15 protein-coding genes are annotated in these 16,326 nt (G+C 65.0%); 7 read left to right on the top strand and 8 right to left on the bottom strand.

Annotation, left to right across the window (positions count from 1 at the left end; genetic code table 11):
* Window positions 1-7: 7 nt before the first annotated feature.
* From P6U29_RS26730 to P6U29_RS26760, 7 genes are all read left to right on the top strand, one after another.
* Window positions 8-892 carry an intradiol ring-cleavage dioxygenase gene (locus P6U29_RS26730; RefSeq protein WP_407113069.1) on the top strand — a complete coding sequence of 295 codons (885 nt, stop codon included), beginning with the start codon at window positions 8-10 and terminating at the stop codon, window positions 890-892.
* Between the two features lie 57 nt (window positions 893-949).
* A complete protein-coding gene (locus P6U29_RS26735) occupies window positions 950-2,344 on the top strand; it encodes an FAD-linked oxidase C-terminal domain-containing protein (protein ID WP_407113070.1) in 1,395 nt (464 codons plus the stop codon).
* On the top strand, window positions 2,341-3,864 hold the full coding sequence (locus P6U29_RS26740) for a sugar ABC transporter ATP-binding protein (protein WP_407113071.1): 1,524 nt from the start codon (window positions 2,341-2,343) through the stop codon (window positions 3,862-3,864). Before P6U29_RS26735 ends, P6U29_RS26740 begins: the two co-directional genes overlap by 4 nt.
* Entirely contained in the window at window positions 3,857-4,807 is a 951-nt protein-coding gene (locus P6U29_RS26745) for an ABC transporter permease (protein ID WP_407113072.1), read from the top strand. Before P6U29_RS26740 ends, P6U29_RS26745 begins: the two co-directional genes overlap by 8 nt.
* Window positions 4,804-5,781 (top strand): ABC transporter permease, encoded by a 978-nt coding sequence (locus tag P6U29_RS26750; protein WP_407113073.1) that lies wholly within the window; start codon window positions 4,804-4,806, stop codon window positions 5,779-5,781. The genes P6U29_RS26745 and P6U29_RS26750 overlap by 4 nt, the downstream gene beginning before the upstream one ends.
* A 41-nt stretch (window positions 5,782-5,822) precedes the next feature.
* Window positions 5,823-6,797, top strand: a complete 975-nt coding sequence (locus P6U29_RS26755) for a sugar ABC transporter substrate-binding protein (RefSeq protein ID WP_407113074.1) — start codon at window positions 5,823-5,825, stop codon at window positions 6,795-6,797.
* Between the two features lie 71 nt (window positions 6,798-6,868).
* Entirely contained in the window at window positions 6,869-7,156 is a 288-nt protein-coding gene (locus P6U29_RS26760; RefSeq protein WP_129144264.1) for a YciI family protein, read from the top strand.
* A gap of 4 nt (window positions 7,157-7,160) precedes the next feature.
* On the opposite strand, the gene P6U29_RS26765 is transcribed toward P6U29_RS26760, so the two are convergent.
* From P6U29_RS26765 to P6U29_RS26800, 8 genes are all read right to left on the bottom strand, one after another.
* The gene (locus P6U29_RS26765) at window positions 7,161-8,138 is read right to left on the bottom strand and encodes an ABC transporter ATP-binding protein (protein ID WP_407113075.1); all 978 of its coding nucleotides are present in this window, start codon (window positions 8,136-8,138) and stop codon (window positions 7,161-7,163) included.
* Window positions 8,135-9,124, bottom strand: a complete 990-nt coding sequence (locus P6U29_RS26770) for an ABC transporter ATP-binding protein (RefSeq protein WP_407113076.1) — start codon at window positions 9,122-9,124, stop codon at window positions 8,135-8,137. Before P6U29_RS26770 ends, P6U29_RS26765 begins: the two co-directional genes overlap by 4 nt.
* 18 nt (window positions 9,125-9,142) lie before the next feature.
* The gene (locus tag P6U29_RS26775; protein WP_407113077.1) at window positions 9,143-10,066 is read right to left on the bottom strand and encodes an ABC transporter permease; all 924 of its coding nucleotides are present in this window, start codon (window positions 10,064-10,066) and stop codon (window positions 9,143-9,145) included.
* The gene (locus P6U29_RS26780) at window positions 10,063-11,004 is read right to left on the bottom strand and encodes an ABC transporter permease (protein WP_407113078.1); all 942 of its coding nucleotides are present in this window, start codon (window positions 11,002-11,004) and stop codon (window positions 10,063-10,065) included. Before P6U29_RS26780 ends, P6U29_RS26775 begins: the two co-directional genes overlap by 4 nt.
* 17 nt (window positions 11,005-11,021) lie before the next feature.
* Window positions 11,022-12,626: an ABC transporter substrate-binding protein gene (locus P6U29_RS26785; protein ID WP_407113079.1), complete on the bottom strand. Its 1,605-nt coding sequence runs from the start codon at window positions 12,624-12,626 to the stop codon at window positions 11,022-11,024.
* A 141-nt stretch (window positions 12,627-12,767) separates the two neighbouring features.
* The gene (gene nikE, locus P6U29_RS26790; RefSeq protein WP_407113080.1) at window positions 12,768-14,438 is read right to left on the bottom strand and encodes a nickel ABC transporter ATP-binding protein NikE; all 1,671 of its coding nucleotides are present in this window, start codon (window positions 14,436-14,438) and stop codon (window positions 12,768-12,770) included.
* Window positions 14,435-15,283, bottom strand: coding sequence for an ABC transporter permease (locus P6U29_RS26795; protein ID WP_407113081.1), 849 nt, complete (start codon window positions 15,281-15,283; stop codon window positions 14,435-14,437). The genes nikE and P6U29_RS26795 overlap by 4 nt, the downstream gene beginning before the upstream one ends.
* On the bottom strand, window positions 15,280-16,314 hold the full coding sequence (locus P6U29_RS26800) for an ABC transporter permease (RefSeq protein WP_407113082.1): 1,035 nt from the start codon (window positions 16,312-16,314) through the stop codon (window positions 15,280-15,282). The genes P6U29_RS26795 and P6U29_RS26800 overlap by 4 nt, the downstream gene beginning before the upstream one ends.
* Window positions 16,315-16,326: the final 12 nt, after the last annotated feature.

The following is a 16,326-nucleotide window of genomic DNA, read 5'->3' on the forward strand; positions in this document are numbered from 1 at the left end:
GGCACATATGCGTAATTTCAACGAGACCACGATCACGGACGCGGTGCTGGCGCGGATCGCGGGCGCAGCCGACCCACGGATCAAAGAGGTCAGCGAGGCGCTGGTGCGGCACTTGCACGCCTTCATCCGCGAGGTGCGGCCGACCCAGAAGGAATGGGAGTACGGCATCGATTTCCTGACCCGCACCGGACACATGTGCGACGACAAGCGCCAGGAATTCATCCTGCTGTCGGACACGCTCGGCGTCTCCATGCTGGTCGATGCGATCAACCATCCGGTGCCGGAGGGCGCGACCGAAACCACGGTGCTCGGCCCGTTCTTCGTCCAGGCCGCGCCGGAGAAGGACAGTGGCGCCGATATCTCCGGCCCGATGGAAGGCGATCCAATGCTGGTCACCGGCTCGGTCTCGACCGTCGACGGCAAGCCGCTGGCGGGCGCCGTGGTCGACGTCTGGCACTCCGACGATGACGGCTATTACGACGTGCAGCAGCTCGATCAGATCGGCGATCTCGCGATGCGCGCGCGCTTTCAGACCGATGCCAATGGCCGCTTCCATTTCTGGTCGATCAAGCCCGCGGCCTACCCTATTCCGCATGACGGCCCGGTCGGCGAGATGCTGGAGGCGCAGGGCCGCCATCCCTGGCGACCGGCACATGTGCATTTCATGATCTCGGCGCCAGGTTTCGAGCAGCTGGTGACGCACGTGTTCGTTGCCGGCGACCAATATCTCGACAGCGACGTCGTGTTCGGCGTGAAGGACAGCCTGATCCGGGAGTTCGTCCGTCATCCCGCCGGCCGTGCGCCGGATGGTCGCATGGTGGAGCGCGAGTATTTTCATCTCAACTATGATTTCGGCTTGAAGCAGGTTGCGAGCAGCGCAAGAGCCGCCTAAGCCGAACGACAACGCGGACCGGCAAGAGTCCGCGATCGGAGCGAACAGGGAGCAAGGATGGGACCGCGGTTCAGCACGAGCATATTGGCCGAGCGCCTCACCGGCATGATCGGCCCGCGCGCGAGCGTCGCGCGCGGCGTGCTCGATCAGCATGGGCAGAGCGAGTCGCATTACCGCAATTTGCCGCCTGATATCGTCGTCTTCCCTGAGACGACACAGGAGGTGGCCGAAATCGTCAAGCTCTGCGCCAGCGCGGGCATGCCGATTGTCCCGTTCGGTGCCGGAACCTCGCTCGAAGGCAATGCGGCTTCGGTCGCGGGCGGCGTCTGCTTCGACTTCGCGCGCATGAACAAGGTTCTGGCGGTGCACGACAGCGACATGGATGTCGTGGTGCAGCCCGGTATCACCCGCAAGCAGCTCAATGCCGAACTGCGCAACACCGGCCTGTTCTTCCCGATCGATCCCGGCGCCGACGCCTCGATCGGCGGCATGACGTCCACCCGCGCCTCCGGCACCATGGCCGTACGCTATGGCACCATGAAGGACAATGTCATGGCGCTGGAGGTGGTGCTCGCGGACGGGCGTGTGATCCGGACCGCGAAGCGCGCACGGAAGTCCGCCGCCGGCTATGACCTGACACGCATGTTCGTCGGCGCGGAAGGCACGCTTGGCGTTATCACGGAGATTACGCTGAAGGTACACCCGGTGCCGCAGGCCATCTCGGCGGCAGTCTGCAATTTCGACACCCTGCACGACGCCGTCGACACCGCGATCTCCGTGATCCAGTCCGCAATCCCCGTCGCCCGCATCGAGCTGCTCGACGACGTGATGATGCTGGGCATCAACGCCTACGCCAAGCTTAGCTATCGCGAGTCGCCGACACTGTTCCTCGAATTCCACGGCTCTGAGACTTCTGTCGCCGAGCAGGCCGAGGCCGCGCAGGCGATCGCCGCCGACCATGGCGGCCATGGCTTTGCCTGGGCCAAGGCGCCGGAGGACCGCAGCCGGCTCTGGCACGCCCGCGACAACACGCTCTATGCCGGCCTCGGCCTGCGGCCGGGCGCTCGCGCGGTGATCACCGACGTCTGCGTGCCGATCTCGCGTCTCGCGGAATGCCTGACTGAGACACGGCGCGATGCGGACAAGCACGGCTTTACCGCACCGATCGTCGGCCATGTCGGCGACGGCAATTTCCACATGCTGATCCTGATCGATCCGGCCAAGCCCGAGGAGACCGAAGGCGCCAAGGCGCTGCAAGCCCGCATGGTCGCCCGCGCCATCGCCATGGACGGCACCTGCACCGGCGAGCACGGCATCGGGCTCGGCAAGATCGACTATCTCGCCGACGAGCTCGACGAGGCCGTCGATGTGATGCGATCCATCAAGACGGCACTCGATCCGAATGGATTGATGAATCCCGGAAAGATCTTCGCGAGCGGAGCCAAGATATGAGCGACGCGCTTCCGATCGAGGTCACCTCGCCCACACCGCTCTTGGAGCTGCGCGGCATCAGCAAGGAGTTTCCCGGCGTCAAGGCGCTGGATGACGTATCCTTTGCCGTCTATCCCGGCGAGGTTCATATGCTGCTGGGCGAGAACGGCGCCGGCAAGTCGAGCCTAATGAAGGTGCTGTGCGGCGCCTATCGCGCCGATGCCGGCGAGTTCTACTACAAGGGCGAGAAGGTCGCGATCTCCTCGACCGCGGATGCGCAGAAGCTCGGTATTGCCGTGATCTTCCAGGAATTCTCGCTGGTCCCCTATCTCGACATCGCCCAGAACATCTTCCTCGGCCGGGAACCGAAGGGGCGCATCCCGGGTACCATCGACCGCCGCAGGATATTGGCCGACGCCAAACGCGTGCTCGGCACCATCGGCTTCGACATCGATCCCTCCACCACCGTCGACAAGCTCGGGGTAGCGCAGCAGCAGATGGTCGAGATTGCGAAAGCGATCAGCCAGAATGCCCGCATCCTGGTCATGGACGAGCCCACCGCGGCGCTGTCCGACCGCGAGACCGAGCTCTTGTTCGCTCTGATCGCACGACTGAAAGTCGATGGCGTGGCGATCGTCTACATCTCGCACCGCATGGCCGAGGTGTTTGCCCTCGGCGATCGCATCACCGTGCTGCGCGACGGCCGGCGCATCGACGGTGTCCGACCGGCCGACGTGACACCGGATCAGCTCGTGCGCATGATGGTCGGCCGCAACGTCGACATGAGCTATCCGCGCAATTTTGCCGAGAAGCCGGGCGAAGTGCTGCTCGAGGTCAAGGGCCTGACCGCGCCATCAGGCATCTCCGACATCAACATCGAAGTGCGCCGGGGCGAGATCGTCGGCCTGTGCGGGCTGGTCGGCTCGGGCCGGAGCGAGGTTGCGCGCGCCATCTTCGGCGCCGATCCCGTGACGTCAGGCGAGATCATCTTCGACGGCAAGGCCATTTCCGGCGAGCCGGACCTCGCCACCCGCCGCGGCATCGCGCTGATCCCGGAGAGCCGCAAGAGCGAGGGCCTCGCGCTGCTCCGGTCGGTCGGCGACAATCTGGTGGTGTCAGCGCTAAAGAAGCTCTTTCCGAGCGGACTGTTCGACCAGCGCGGCGCGCAGCGCACCTCCGACGGCCTGATCCGTCAGCTGCGCATTGCCACGCCCAGCGCGCGACAAACCGTCGGCCTGCTCTCCGGCGGCAATCAGCAGAAGGTCGTGATCGGCAAATGGCTCGCAGCGGGCTCAAAACTCTTCATCTTCGACGAGCCGACGCGCGGCATCGACATCGGCGCCAAGTCCGAGATTTTTGCGCTGATCGACCGTCTCGTCGCGGAAGGCGCGGCAGCACTGATGATCTCCTCCGAACAGGTCGAGATCTGCCATGTCTGCGACCGCGCCTATGTGATGCGCGAGGGGCGGATTGCCGGCCATCTGACCCGCGACGAACTGACCGAGGAGAACATCGTGCGATTGGGGATGCATCATGCGTGAGGCCGCGGTCATTTCGCAACCCAATCCGCTGCAACGCATTCCCGGTGTTGCCATGGTGCTGGTGCTGCTGATCGCGCTGTTCAGCGCGATCGCACCCGGCTTCCTGTCGGTCGCCAATCTCTCTAACGTGCTGGTGCAATCGACCATCCTGACCATGCTCGCCCTGCCGATGACGTTGATCATCATGACCGAGGGGCTGGATCTGTCGATGGGCGCGGTGCTGACGCTGACCTCACTCTGCGTCGCGATCGTCTCGCTCGCGACCAAGTCGATGCTGCTAGGCCTCGGTGCCGGCCTGCTGGTCGGCGCGGCCTTCGGCGTCGCCAATGGTTGGCTGGTCGCGATCTTGGGCATTCCGCCCTTCGTCGCGACGCTCGGCACGCTCGGCATGGCGCAGGGCCTGTCGCTGATTGTCAGCGACGGCCAGAGCGTGGTCGGGATCCCACACAGCGTGCGCGACATCTATTCGGCGACTTTGCTCGGTGTGCCCGTTCCGATCGTGATGGCGCTGGTGACGTACGCCGCCTTTCACGGCCTGCTCTATCACACCCGCTTCGGCACCTACGTCTTCGCCCTCGGCGGCAATCGCGAGGCGCTGCGTTATGCCGGCCTGTCGCCGAACAAGCTGCTGATCGCGGTCTACGCGATCGGCGGCGCCATGGCCGGCATCGCGGGCCTGTTGATGACCGCACGCATGAACTCCGGCCATCCCACCGCCGGCCTCGGTCTGGAATTCGATGCCATCGCGGCCGTCGCCGTCGGCGGCACGTCGTTCGAGCGCGGCAATGGCTGGCTGCTCGGCACCGTGCTCGGCGTGATCGCGGTGGGCGTCTTGCGCAACGGGCTGAACCTAATCTCGCTGCCGTCCTCGGTGCAGGTCGCCAGCGTCGGCGTGCTCGTCATCGTCGCGCTGTTCCTCGATGGCCTCAGGAGCCGCGCATGACCGACATCACCAAGGGCGTCATCGCGCCGCCCCGCTCCTTCCTCTCGCAGGACGCGGTCCAGCTGTTCTACCGCCTGCTCGCGGCGCTCTTGATCTGCGCCGTGCTCGCCGTGCTCAGCGACTCCTTCCTGAGCCTCGGCAACATCCTTAACGTGCTCCGGCAGGCGAGCCTGACCTTCTTCATCGCCTCCGGCCTGACGCTGGTGGTGCTGACCGCAGGCCTCGACCTTTCCGTCGGCGCCAATGTCGCGCTGTCCGCCTGTATCGCCGGCACCGTGATCCACAAGACCGGCTCGCCGGCGCTCGGCATCCTCACCGGACTTGCCTGCGGCGGCATCGTCGGTCTCCTCAACGGCATCATGGTCACCGCACTCCGCATCCCCTCCTTCATCGCCACCTACGGCATGCTCTGGGTGTTGAACGGCCTCACCTATTGGTACATGGCAGGCGAGACCCTGCACGGCTTCCCGGCCGGCTTCCGCCAGATCGGCAGCGGCTATCTGTTCGGCCTGCCGATCCCGGTCTATCTGCTGCTGGTGTTTCTCGGGATCGGCACGTTGTTCGCGCAGCGCACGATCTGGGGCCAGGAGATCTACGCAATCGGCGCCAATCCGATCGCCGCACGTCTGTCAGGCATTCCCGTCGCGCGACGCCTGCTGCTCGTCTACGCGGTATCAGGCACCATGGCGGGGCTCGCCTCGATCATCTTCCTGTCGCGGCTCAATTCGGCCGAAGCCGACATCGGCGAAAGCCTGACGCTGCCGGCGATCGCGGCCGTGCTGATCGGCGGCACCTCGCTGTTCGGCGGCGTCGGCACTGTGTTCGGCACCTTCATCGGCGCGCTGATCCTGACCTTGGTGCTGAACGGCATGAATTTGCTGTCGGTCAGCGCCAACTGGCAGCCGCTGGTGACAGGCATCATCGTCATTCTCGCGGTCTGGCTCGATATGAAGACCCGCCGCCGCGCGCAATGAGTTCTTGAAATCCAACAAGCAAAATGAGGGATGGAGGCAATATGAAATTGAGGCTGGACTATTTGGCGCTGCCGCTGCTGATGGCGGCCGCGTTCACCACGCAGGCGCGCGCCGACGGCGAGACCATCGCCGTCTTCACCAAGAACCAGACCAACCCGTTCTTCCAGACGGTGCGGGTCGGCGCCGACAACATGGCAAAGACGCTGAACGCCAAGACGCTGCAATACATCCCGACCAAGCCCGACAGCATCCCCGAGCAGCTCAGCCAGATCGAGGACGTCGTGGTGAAGAAGCCGAGCGCGATCGTGTTCACGCCTGTCGACTACAAGGCGATGGTGCCCGGCGTCGAGAAGATCAACGAGGCAAAGATCCCGGTCGTCAACATCACCGACCGGTCTGCCGGCGGCAAATTCCTGTCCTTCGTCGGCGCCGACGATTACAGCCTCGGGCTCGAGACCGCGCGCTTCCTGCTCAAGACGCTCGGCGGCAAGGGCAACATCGTCATCATCGAGGGCGTCAAGGGCTCGCTGACCAATGTCGATCGCGTCCGCGGCTTCAACGACGCGCTGAAGGAAAGCCCGGGCGCCAAGCTCCTGGCCTCGCAACCCGGCAACTATCAACGTCTCCAGGCGCTCCAGGTGATGGAAAACCTGATGCAGTCGAACTCGCAGATCGACGGCGTGCTCGCCGCCAACGATGCCATGGCGGTCGGCGCGATCGAAGCGCTCGACGGCGCCAACCGCAAGGCGCAGGTGATCGGCATCAACGGCACCAAGGAGGCGATCGACGCGATCAAGTCAGGAAAGCTGCTGGCGAGCGGCGACTACAATGGCTTCGCGCAAGGCTGCCTCGGCACCATGATGGCGATCCGCTCCTTGCGCAACCAGCCTGTCATCAGCGAGATCGTGCTGAGGCCGACCGTCATCACCAAGGACAATTACGGGCCGTTCGACGTGCCGCTGGAGCAGCGGACCTGCCCGACCTTCGAGGATGCCGGCAAGCTCAGCGTGAAATAAGCCGAGCACCACGAGTCCGGACGGCCGCTCCCGCGGCCGTCCCAAGAATTGAAGCAAGAAGCGGAGACATCATGCTGTTTGCCATTCACGCCGTCGACCGCACCGGCGCGCTGCCGACCCGGCTTGCCAATTACGACGCCCACAAGGCTTTCCTGAGCGATACCTCGCGCTTCGGCGTCAAGATCGTCATGTCGGGACCGCTGGTCTCCGACGATGGCCAGACGATGATCGGCAGCCTGTTCCTGATCGAGGCACCGGGCCGCGCCGAGGTCGAAGCCTTCAACCGCGCCGATCCCTTTGCCGCGGCCGGCATCTGGGAAAAGGTCACGATCACGGGCTTCCTGCGCCGGCAGGGTTGAGCTCCTACGGCGGCTCTTCGAGATGACAGGCTACCCACTGCTCGGCTCCCGTCGAGCGCAGCGCCGGCTCCTCGGTCCGGCAGCGATCGAAGACGAACGGGCAGCGGGTGTGGAAGCGGCATCCCTTCGGCGGGTTGATCGGGCTCGGCACGTCACCCCTAAGAATGATAGGATTGCGCTGTGCTCCGGGCTCTGGCAGCGGCACCGCAGAGAGCAGCGCCTTGGTGTAGGGATGCCTTGGCGCGGCAAAGATCTCGCGGCGCGGTGCCACTTCCACGATCTTGCCGAGATACATCACTGCGACCCGATGCGTCATATGCTCGACGATGGCGAGATCGTGGCTGATGAACAACAGCGCCAGGCCGAACTCGCGCTGGAGGTCCTGCAGCAGGTTGACGATCTGCGCCTTGACTGAGACGTCGAGCGCGGACACTGCCTCGTCGCAGACGATCAGTTCGGGCTCGGCCGCGAGCGCGCGGGCAATCCCGATGCGCTGGCGCTGACCGCCGGAGAATTCGTGAGGCCTGCGGTTCAGCGCCTCGCGCGGCAGGCGCACGGTATCCATTAGCGCGGTGACGCGCACCTCGAGATCCTCCGCGGATTTGGCGAGGCCGAAATTGCGGATCGGCTCGGCCAGGATGTCGCGCACGCGCATGCGCGGATTGAGGCTCGAGAAAGGATCCTGGAACACGACCTGCACGCGGCGGCGCATCTGGCGCATCGTGCTCGGCGCGGCGTCGTCGATCCTCTGGCCGTCGAGAATGACCTGTCCCGAGGTAATGTCGAACAGCCGCAGGATGGCGCGGCCGACCGTCGACTTGCCACAGCCGGATTCGCCGACCAGCGACAGCGTCTCGCCGCGCGCGATCTCGAAGGAGACGCCGTCCACCGCATAGACGAATTCGGACTTGCGGCCGAACAGGCCGGTCTTCACCGGAAAATGCTTCTTGAGGTCGTTGACCTGGAGCAGCGGGGGGCTCATGCCGCGACGGCTCCCTTGGCCGCGTAATGACAGGCGGCGACGTGGCGCGGGCCCTTTTCCTCGAGCCCCGGCGCATATTGCCGGCAGAGATCGGTCGCAAGCGCACAGCGGCCGGCGAAGACGCAGCCAATAATGGGCTTGCGGAGGTCAGGCACCTGCCCGGGAATCTCGGCGAGCCGCGTTGCGGTCCCGGCGAGCGAGGAGCCGAGCTTCGGCACCGCGCCGAGCAGGCCTTGCGTATAGGGATGACGCGGCGAGCGGAACAGCTCGGCCACCGGCGCCTCCTCGACCTTGCGGCCGGCATACATCACCATGACGCGTTCGGCGATTTCAGCGACGACGCCAAGATCGTGGGTGATCAGGATGATGGCTGCGCCGACCCGGCGCTTCAAGTCCAGCATCAGCTTCAGGATCTGCGCCTGGATGGTCACGTCGAGCGCGGTGGTCGGCTCGTCCGCTATGAGAAGCTTCGGATTGCAGGCGAGCGCGACCGCGATCATCACGCGCTGGCGCATGCCACCTGAAAGCTGGTGCGGATATTCGCGCACGCGCCGTTTCGGCTCGGGAATACCGACCAGTGTCAGCATCTCGACCGCGTGCGCTTCCGCCGCCTGCTTGTCCAGGCCTTGATGGATCATCAGGGTCTCGCGGATTTGGCGGCCGACGGTCAGCACCGGATTGAGACTGGTCATCGGCTCCTGGAAGATCATCGAGATGTCGTTGCCGCGGATCGCGCGCATCTCCCGATCGGACAATTTTAGCAGATCCCTGCCCGCAAAGCGGATGCTGCCTGCGATCCTGCCCGGCGGCTCCGGAATCAGCCGCATCAAGGACATCGATGTCACCGACTTGCCGCAACCGGACTCGCCGACGATGGCGAGCGTCTCGCCTTCGTTGACATGGAAGGACACTCCGTCGACCGCGCGATTGATGCCGCCGGGCGTGCGGAAATGGGTCTGGAGGTTCTCGACTTCGAGCAACGCCATGTGATCAGCCCCGCAGCATCAGAGGCTCTTGGCCATGCGCGGGTCGAGCGCATCGCGAAGGCCATCGCCGAGCAAATTCACGGCGAGAACGGTGACGGACAGGAACGCCGCCGGGAAGAACACGATGTAGGGCTTGACCTGCCACAGCGCACGGCCCTCGGCCATGATGTTGCCCCAGGACGGAATGGTCGGCGGCGTGCCGGCGCCGATGAAGGACAGGATCGCCTCCGTGATCATGGCGCTGGCGCAGATATAGGTCGCCTGCACCAGCATCGGCGCGACCGTGTTCGGCAGGATGTGGCGCAGGATGATCATCGGTGTGCGCGTGCCGCAGGCGACAGCCGCGTCCACGTAGGGCTGCTCGCGCAAGGACAGCACCACGCTGCGCACGAGCCGCGAGACGCGCGGGATTTCGGCGATGGTGATGGCGAGGATGACGTTGCCGACGCTGCCGCGCGTCAGCGCCATCAGCGCGATCGCGAGCAGGATCGGCGGGATCGACATCAGCCCGTCCATGAAGCGCATCAAAATGCCGTCGGCCCAGCGGATGAAGCCGGAGACCATGCCGATGGCGAGACCCGCCGCGGACGCGAAGATGGCGACCGACAGGCCGACCGTAAGCGAGACGCGCGCGCCAAACAGCACGCGCGAATAGATGTCGCGGCCGAGCACGTCGGTGCCGAACCAGAAATCGGCCGACGGCGCCCGTGTGCGCTTCGCGGGCGCAAGCGCGGTCGGGTCGACCGTGCCAAGATGAGGGGCGAAGACGGCGATCAAAACCAGTGCGAGCAACAACACGCCGCCGATCGCAACGGTGGGATGGCCACGCAACAGACCGATGAAGCCGCGCCGGATCTTGACCGGCCGCAGGATCTCCGGCAGTTGCGGCGCGACGACGAGGCCGGTGGGAAGCGATTGCGGATTGACGGTGGTGTCGGTCAATAGCGGATCCTCGGGTCAACGAGCGTATAGACGACGTCGATCATCAGATTGACGAGGACGTAGACGAAACTGAACAGCAGCACGATGCCCTGGATCACCGGATAATCGCGGCGCAGGATCGCATCGATCGTGAGACGGCCGAGACCGGGGATCGCGAACACGCTCTCGGTCACGACAGCGCCGCCGATCAGGAGCGCGATGCCGATCCCGATCACGGTGACGATCGGGACCGCCGCGTTCTTCAGTGCGTGAAGGAACAGGATGCCGCCCTGCCCGAGCCCCTTGGCCTTGGCGGTGCGGATATAGTCCTGCTGCAGCACTTCGAGCATGGCTGCCCGCGTGATACGCGCGACCAGCGCGATGTAGACGCAGCCGAGCGCGATCGCCGGCAGGATCAGGTTTTCCAGCCACGGCCAGAAGCCTTGCGCAAGCGGCGTGTAGCCCTGCACCGGGAGCCATTCGAGCTCGAGCGCGAAGATGTAGGCGAGCATGTAGCCGACCACGAAGACGGGCAGCGAGAAGCCGAATACGGCAAAGCCCATGATGACGCGGTCGATCAGGCTGCCGGCCTTCCAGGCCGCCACCACGCCGAGCGGCACCGCCACCACGATCGTGAGCAGCAGCGTGACGATCATCAGCGACAGCGTCGGTCCGAGACGCTGCCCGATCATCGCCGAGACCGGCAGGTTGGTGAAGATCGAAGTGCCGAGATCGCCGTGCAGGATGCGCCAGACCCAGCTTCCGAACTGGACCAGGAAGGGCCGGTCGAGACCGAGGCTCTGGCGGATGCGCTCCACATCCTCCGGGCTTGCCTGATCGCCCGCGATCACCACGGCCGGATCACCCGGTGCGATGTAGAGCAGGCTGAACACGAACAGCGCGACGATTGCCATGACTGGCAAGGTCGCGACGATGCGACGGAGGATGTAGGAGAGCATCTGGCCTCAGCGTACGATCATGCAGACTTCGACACGCCCCAGAAGAATGGCAGCGGCCCCTTGGTGATGCCGGAGACGTTCTTGCGCCACGCGGTGTAGCTCAGGAAGAAGCCCGTCGGCGCGTACACGACGTCATCGAGCGCCGCCTTGTTGAGGCGGCCGATGGCGGCCTTCTCCTCGTCGAGGTTCTTGGCCTCGAACCAGGACGTGACCTCCTTCTCGGTGCCCGGGCTGTTGGGCCAGCCGAACCAGGCCTTGTCGCCGTTGGCGCGAATGGCGGTGTAGGGAGCCGGATTGATGCAGTCCGCGCCCGCGTGCCAGGTGTGGAACATGTTCCAACCGCCTTGTCCCGGCGGCGTCTTCTGGGCGCGGCGGGAGCCGACCGTGCCCCAGTCGGTGGCGACGAAGTCGACATTCATGCCAAGCTTCTTCAGCAGGTCCGCAGTGACGTCGCCCTGCGCCTTGGTGATCGGCTGGTCCTGTGCCACGAGGCACGTCACGGGCTGGCCGGAATAGCCGCTCTCGGCGAGCAGCTTCTTGGCCGCGTCGAAGTCGCGCTTGCCTTTCAGGATCTCGCCACCGACTTCGCTGTAGAGCGGCGTGTCCGGCGTGAAGAAGCCGGGCAGCGGCTTCCACAGCGCGGTGTCGTCGCCGACGATCGCGCGCATATAGTCTTCCTGGCTGAGCGCCATCAGCACCGCGCGCCGCGCCCGCACGTCGTTGAACGGCGGAAACAGATGGTTCATGCGGAACGAGCCGATATTGCCGAGGGGGTCGCCGATGTCGACGCTGATGTTCTTGTTCTTCTTCAGGACCGGAACGAGGTCCGCAATCGGGTTTTCCCACCAATCGACCTCGCCGTTCTGCAAGGCAGCGGCTGCCGTGGCCGGATCCGGCATCACGATCCATTCGATGCGGTCGAGCAGCATCTGCTTGCCGCCCGCGAGCCATGATGCTTTCTCTTGCCGCGGCTGATAGTCGGCGAACTTCTCGAACACCGCCTTCGCGCCGGGCACCCATTCGCCCTTGGCGAACTTCATCGGCCCGGAGCCGACATAATCGGTGATCTGCTTGAACGGATCGGTCTGCGCGATGCGCTCCGGCATGATGAAGCCGCACGGCGAGTTGTTCTTGGCCAGCGCGTAGAGCATCTTCGGGAAGGGCTGCTTGAGGACCCATTTGAAAGTGCGATCGTCGACGGCCGTGAGCTCCTGCTGCAGCGCCTTGATCATCAGTCCCATCGGATCGCGCGCCGACCAGCGCGTCAGGCTTGCAACGACGTCCTTGCTCAGCACCGGCTCGCCGTCATGGAACTTGAGCCCCGGCCGCAGCTTGAAAGTCCAGGTCGTGCCGTCGTCGGTCACTTCCTCGGACTCGACCATCTGGCGCTGCGGCTGCAGCGAGGAATCGATGCCGTAAAGGGTATCCCAGACCATCGCGGCGGCATTGCGCACGACATATTGCGTGCCCCAGATCGGGTCGAAATTGGCAAGGTTGGCCTGCGGCACGAAACGCAGGGTGCGTGCCGCCGTCCCCTGGGCGATCGCCGGGGCCGACAGGCCACCCGTCAATGCCAGACCGCCCGCGCCGGCCAGTCCCTTCAATACGGTCCTGCGATCCATGAAGTCCTCCCAGTAATGCCGTGATGCCAGCTGTTCATTGGCAAAGGGGCAAGTGAAACCGAGCCCATTTGCAAGCAAATGGTATGCCACTAAATCCGCCTTCGCCAGCGGGATCTCATCGCCATTCCGGCCGATACGGGCTCAGAGAGCGGCCGCCAGCGCCGGCCCGGTCTCGATGTGGGGGATCGCCTCGACCAATTTGCGCGTGTAGTCGGTCTTCGGATTATCGAACAGCGTCCGGCTCTCGCCCTGCTCCACGATGCCGCCATTGCGCAGCACGATGGTGCGATCGCAGAGCATGCGCACCACGTTGAGATCATGGCTCACGAACAGCAGCGCGATGTCGTTCTCGCGCCGCAGGCGGTCGAGCAGCTGCAGCACCACCGCCTGCACGGAAACATCAAGCGCGGCGGTCGGCTCGTCCAGCACAAGGAGCCGTGGCCGGCAGGCAATGGCGCGGGCGATGCCGACACGGGCTTTCTGGCCGCCGGAGAGCTGATGCGGAAACCGCGGCAACAGATCGAGCGGCAGTCCCACGCGCTCCGCGCATTCTTCCACCCGCTGGCGCAGTGCCTCACCCGCGCGCATGCCGTCGAGCCGCATCAAGGGATGGGCGATACAATCGAACGCCGTAAAGCGCGGGTTGAGGCTCTCGTTCGGGTCCTGAAAGACCATCTGAATGTCTTTGCGCAATGGCGAACGGTGAAAATCGCGCGCCGCCAGATGCCCGATCGACTGACCGTCGAATACGATGTCGCCTTCGCTCGGGTCGATCAGGCGGCAGATCATCCGCGAGGTCGTGCTTTTGCCGGAGCCGGACTCGCCGACGAGACCGACGCTCTCGCCGCCGGCCATCGTCATCGAGAAGTCCGCGACCGCCGCGGAGCCCTGGTCGAAGCGCTTTGCGAGCTTCCGCACTTCCAAAAGCGGCGGCGTGCCGTGCGTGACCGTCGGCCGTGGCTCGCCGAGAACGGCCGTGTAACGCTCCCTCTCCTCCTCCGTCACGAGGTCTTCGATTCGTGACGTCGCCGTCGGCGACGCCGCAACTAGGCGCCTCGTATAGGCGTGCTGCGGCGCGCTGAAGAGAGTGCTCGGGCTCGCCTCCTCGACGATGCGGCCACGCTCCATCACAGCGATGCGGCGGCAATAGCGCGCCGCGAGCCCGAGGTCGTGCGTGATCAGGATCGTCGCCATGCCGCGCGCGGCAGCAATATCTGCCAAGAGATCCATCACCACCTTCTGCGTGGTGACGTCGAGCCCGGTGGTCGGCTCGTCGGCAATCAACAGCGTTGGATTGCAGGAGATCGCAATCGCGATCATGACGCGCTGGCACATGCCGCCGGAGAGCTCGTGCGGATAGGCGTTCATCCGCTGCTCGGGATCGCGGATCTGGACGGCGCGCAACAACTCCAGCGCCTCGACGTGCGCGGCCTGTTTCGAGACACGCTTATGCGTAAGGATCGCGTCCGCGATCTGCAGGCCAATCGCGCGGATCGGATTCAGCGCCGCCCGCGGGTTCTGGAAGATCATCGACATCGCGGCACCCTGCAGCTGTCGGAGATCATCGCCCCTGAGCTTCGTGACGTCCTGCCCCCGGAACAGGATCTTGCCGCGGGTGACGCGCCCGGCTGCATCGAGCAGCCGGGTCGTCGCAAAGCCCGTGACCGACTTGCCCGAGCCGCTCTCGCCGACGAGGCCGAGCATCTCACCAGCCTTCACCGTGAGCGTCACGCCGCGCACCGCCTCGACCATGCCGCGCCGCGTCGAGAACGCGACATGAAGGTCCTCGATCCTGAGCAGATCCTCGCTCATGTGCGCATCCGGGGATCGAGAATGTCCCGCATGCCATCGCCGAGGAGATTGAAGCACAGCACCGCCATCATCAGCGCAAGGCCCGGAAAGGCCACCAGCCACCACCGTCCGGTCGAGATGAATCGCGCACCTTCCGCGACCATGATGCCCCATTCCGGCGTTGGCGGCTTGACGCCGAGGCCGATGAAGGACAGGCCGGCCGCGTTCAGAATTGCCCAGCCGAGATTGAGCGAGATCTGCACCGCCATCGCCGGCAGGATGTTCGGCAGCAGGAAGCGCAGCACCACGGAGAAGTGGCTCTCGCCGCTGGCGCGCGCGGCCTCGACCCAGCCGACATTGCGGCGGACGTTGACCTCGGCCCGCGCGAAGCGGATGTAGAACGGAAGATTGATGATCGCAGTCGCAATCACGATGTTTTCGATCCGGTTGCCGAGCGCTGCGACCATCGCCATCGCCAGCACGAACAGTGGAAAGGCCATCATCACATCGACGAAACGGCCGACGGCGCGATCAAGGCGGCCGCCCGCATAGCCGCAGAACGCGCCGACGACGGCGCCGATGACAAAGGATATCCCGACCGCGGAGACTGCGATGGCAAGGTCGAGCCGCGCGGCGATGATGAGACGGCTGAACACGTCGCGCCCGAGCTGGTCCGTCCCGGCAATGTGCGCAGCGCTCGGCGGCAATAGGGCCTCGGAGACATTCGAGGCAACGGGATCGTAAGGCACGATCCACGGTCCGAAGATCGCGACCAGGATGAAGACGAGCACACCGGTCGCGGCAACGGCGGTGAGCGGATTGCCGCGCAGGATCCAGACCGAATGGCGAAGGGTTGCGCTGGTCATTCGATCGACACCCTGGGATCGGCGATGCCGTAGCAGATATCGACGACGAGATTGACCAACACGAACAGACTGGCCATCAGCAGCACGAAGCCCTGCACCGGCGCATAGTCGGAGGACAGCAGCGCATCGAGCGCGTAGGAGGCAACGCCAGGCCAGGAGAACACCTTCTCCACCAGGACGTTGGCGCCCAGCATGGTCGAGAACACGATGCCGGCGATGGTGATGACCGGCAGGATCGCGTTCCTCAATGCATAGGTGACGACCACCTTGTGCCAGGATAGCCCGACCGAGCGCGCGGTGCGCACGAAATCGCTGCCGAGCGAAACCAGCATCGAGGCCCGCGTGATCCGCGCCAGCGGCGCAATGACGAACAGGGCCATGCTCATCGCTGGCAAGATCAGCTGCTTGCAGGCCGTCCACCAGCCCTCGAGATCGCCGGCAAGCAGGAAATCGATCAGCAGGAAACCGGTGCGTTGCGGCGGCAGCGAGGTGAAGACGTCGATCCGCCCGGTCGGATCAGGCGCAAGCCCGAGCAGATAATAGAAGACGTAGATCAAGAGCAGGCCCGAGACGAAAGTCGGCACGCAGACACCGAGCGCGCAGAACAGCCGCACGCCGTGATCGATGACCGACCCCGGCCGCAACGCCGCGATGACGCCGAGCGGCACCGCCGCAATCAGCGCGATCAGGAGCGCGGTGAGGGTGAGCTCCAGCGACGCCGGCAGCCGCTCGCGCAGATCCTTCAGCACCGGCTGTCCTGTCATCATGGAGCGGCCGAGATTGCCGTGGCCGATGTCGGAGAGATAGAACACGAGCTGCTCCGGCACCGATTTGTCGAGCCCCATCTGCTTGCGGATCTGCTCGATCTCCTCCTTGCCGGCATTGGGCCCCGAGGCGAAGAACACCGCGGGATCCCCGGGCAGGACGCGCATCAGCAAGAAGGTGAAGACCAGCACACCGAACAACGCCGGCAGCGAGGACAGCAGTCGCCTGCCCGCCCGCACCATCGTTGCGCCAAGACCGGTCGTCACCTTTCAGAGCTC

Origin of the sequence: Bradyrhizobium sp. LMG 9283, from assembly GCF_045571415.1 — a bacterium.
Classification (GTDB): domain Bacteria; phylum Pseudomonadota; class Alphaproteobacteria; order Rhizobiales; family Xanthobacteraceae; genus Bradyrhizobium.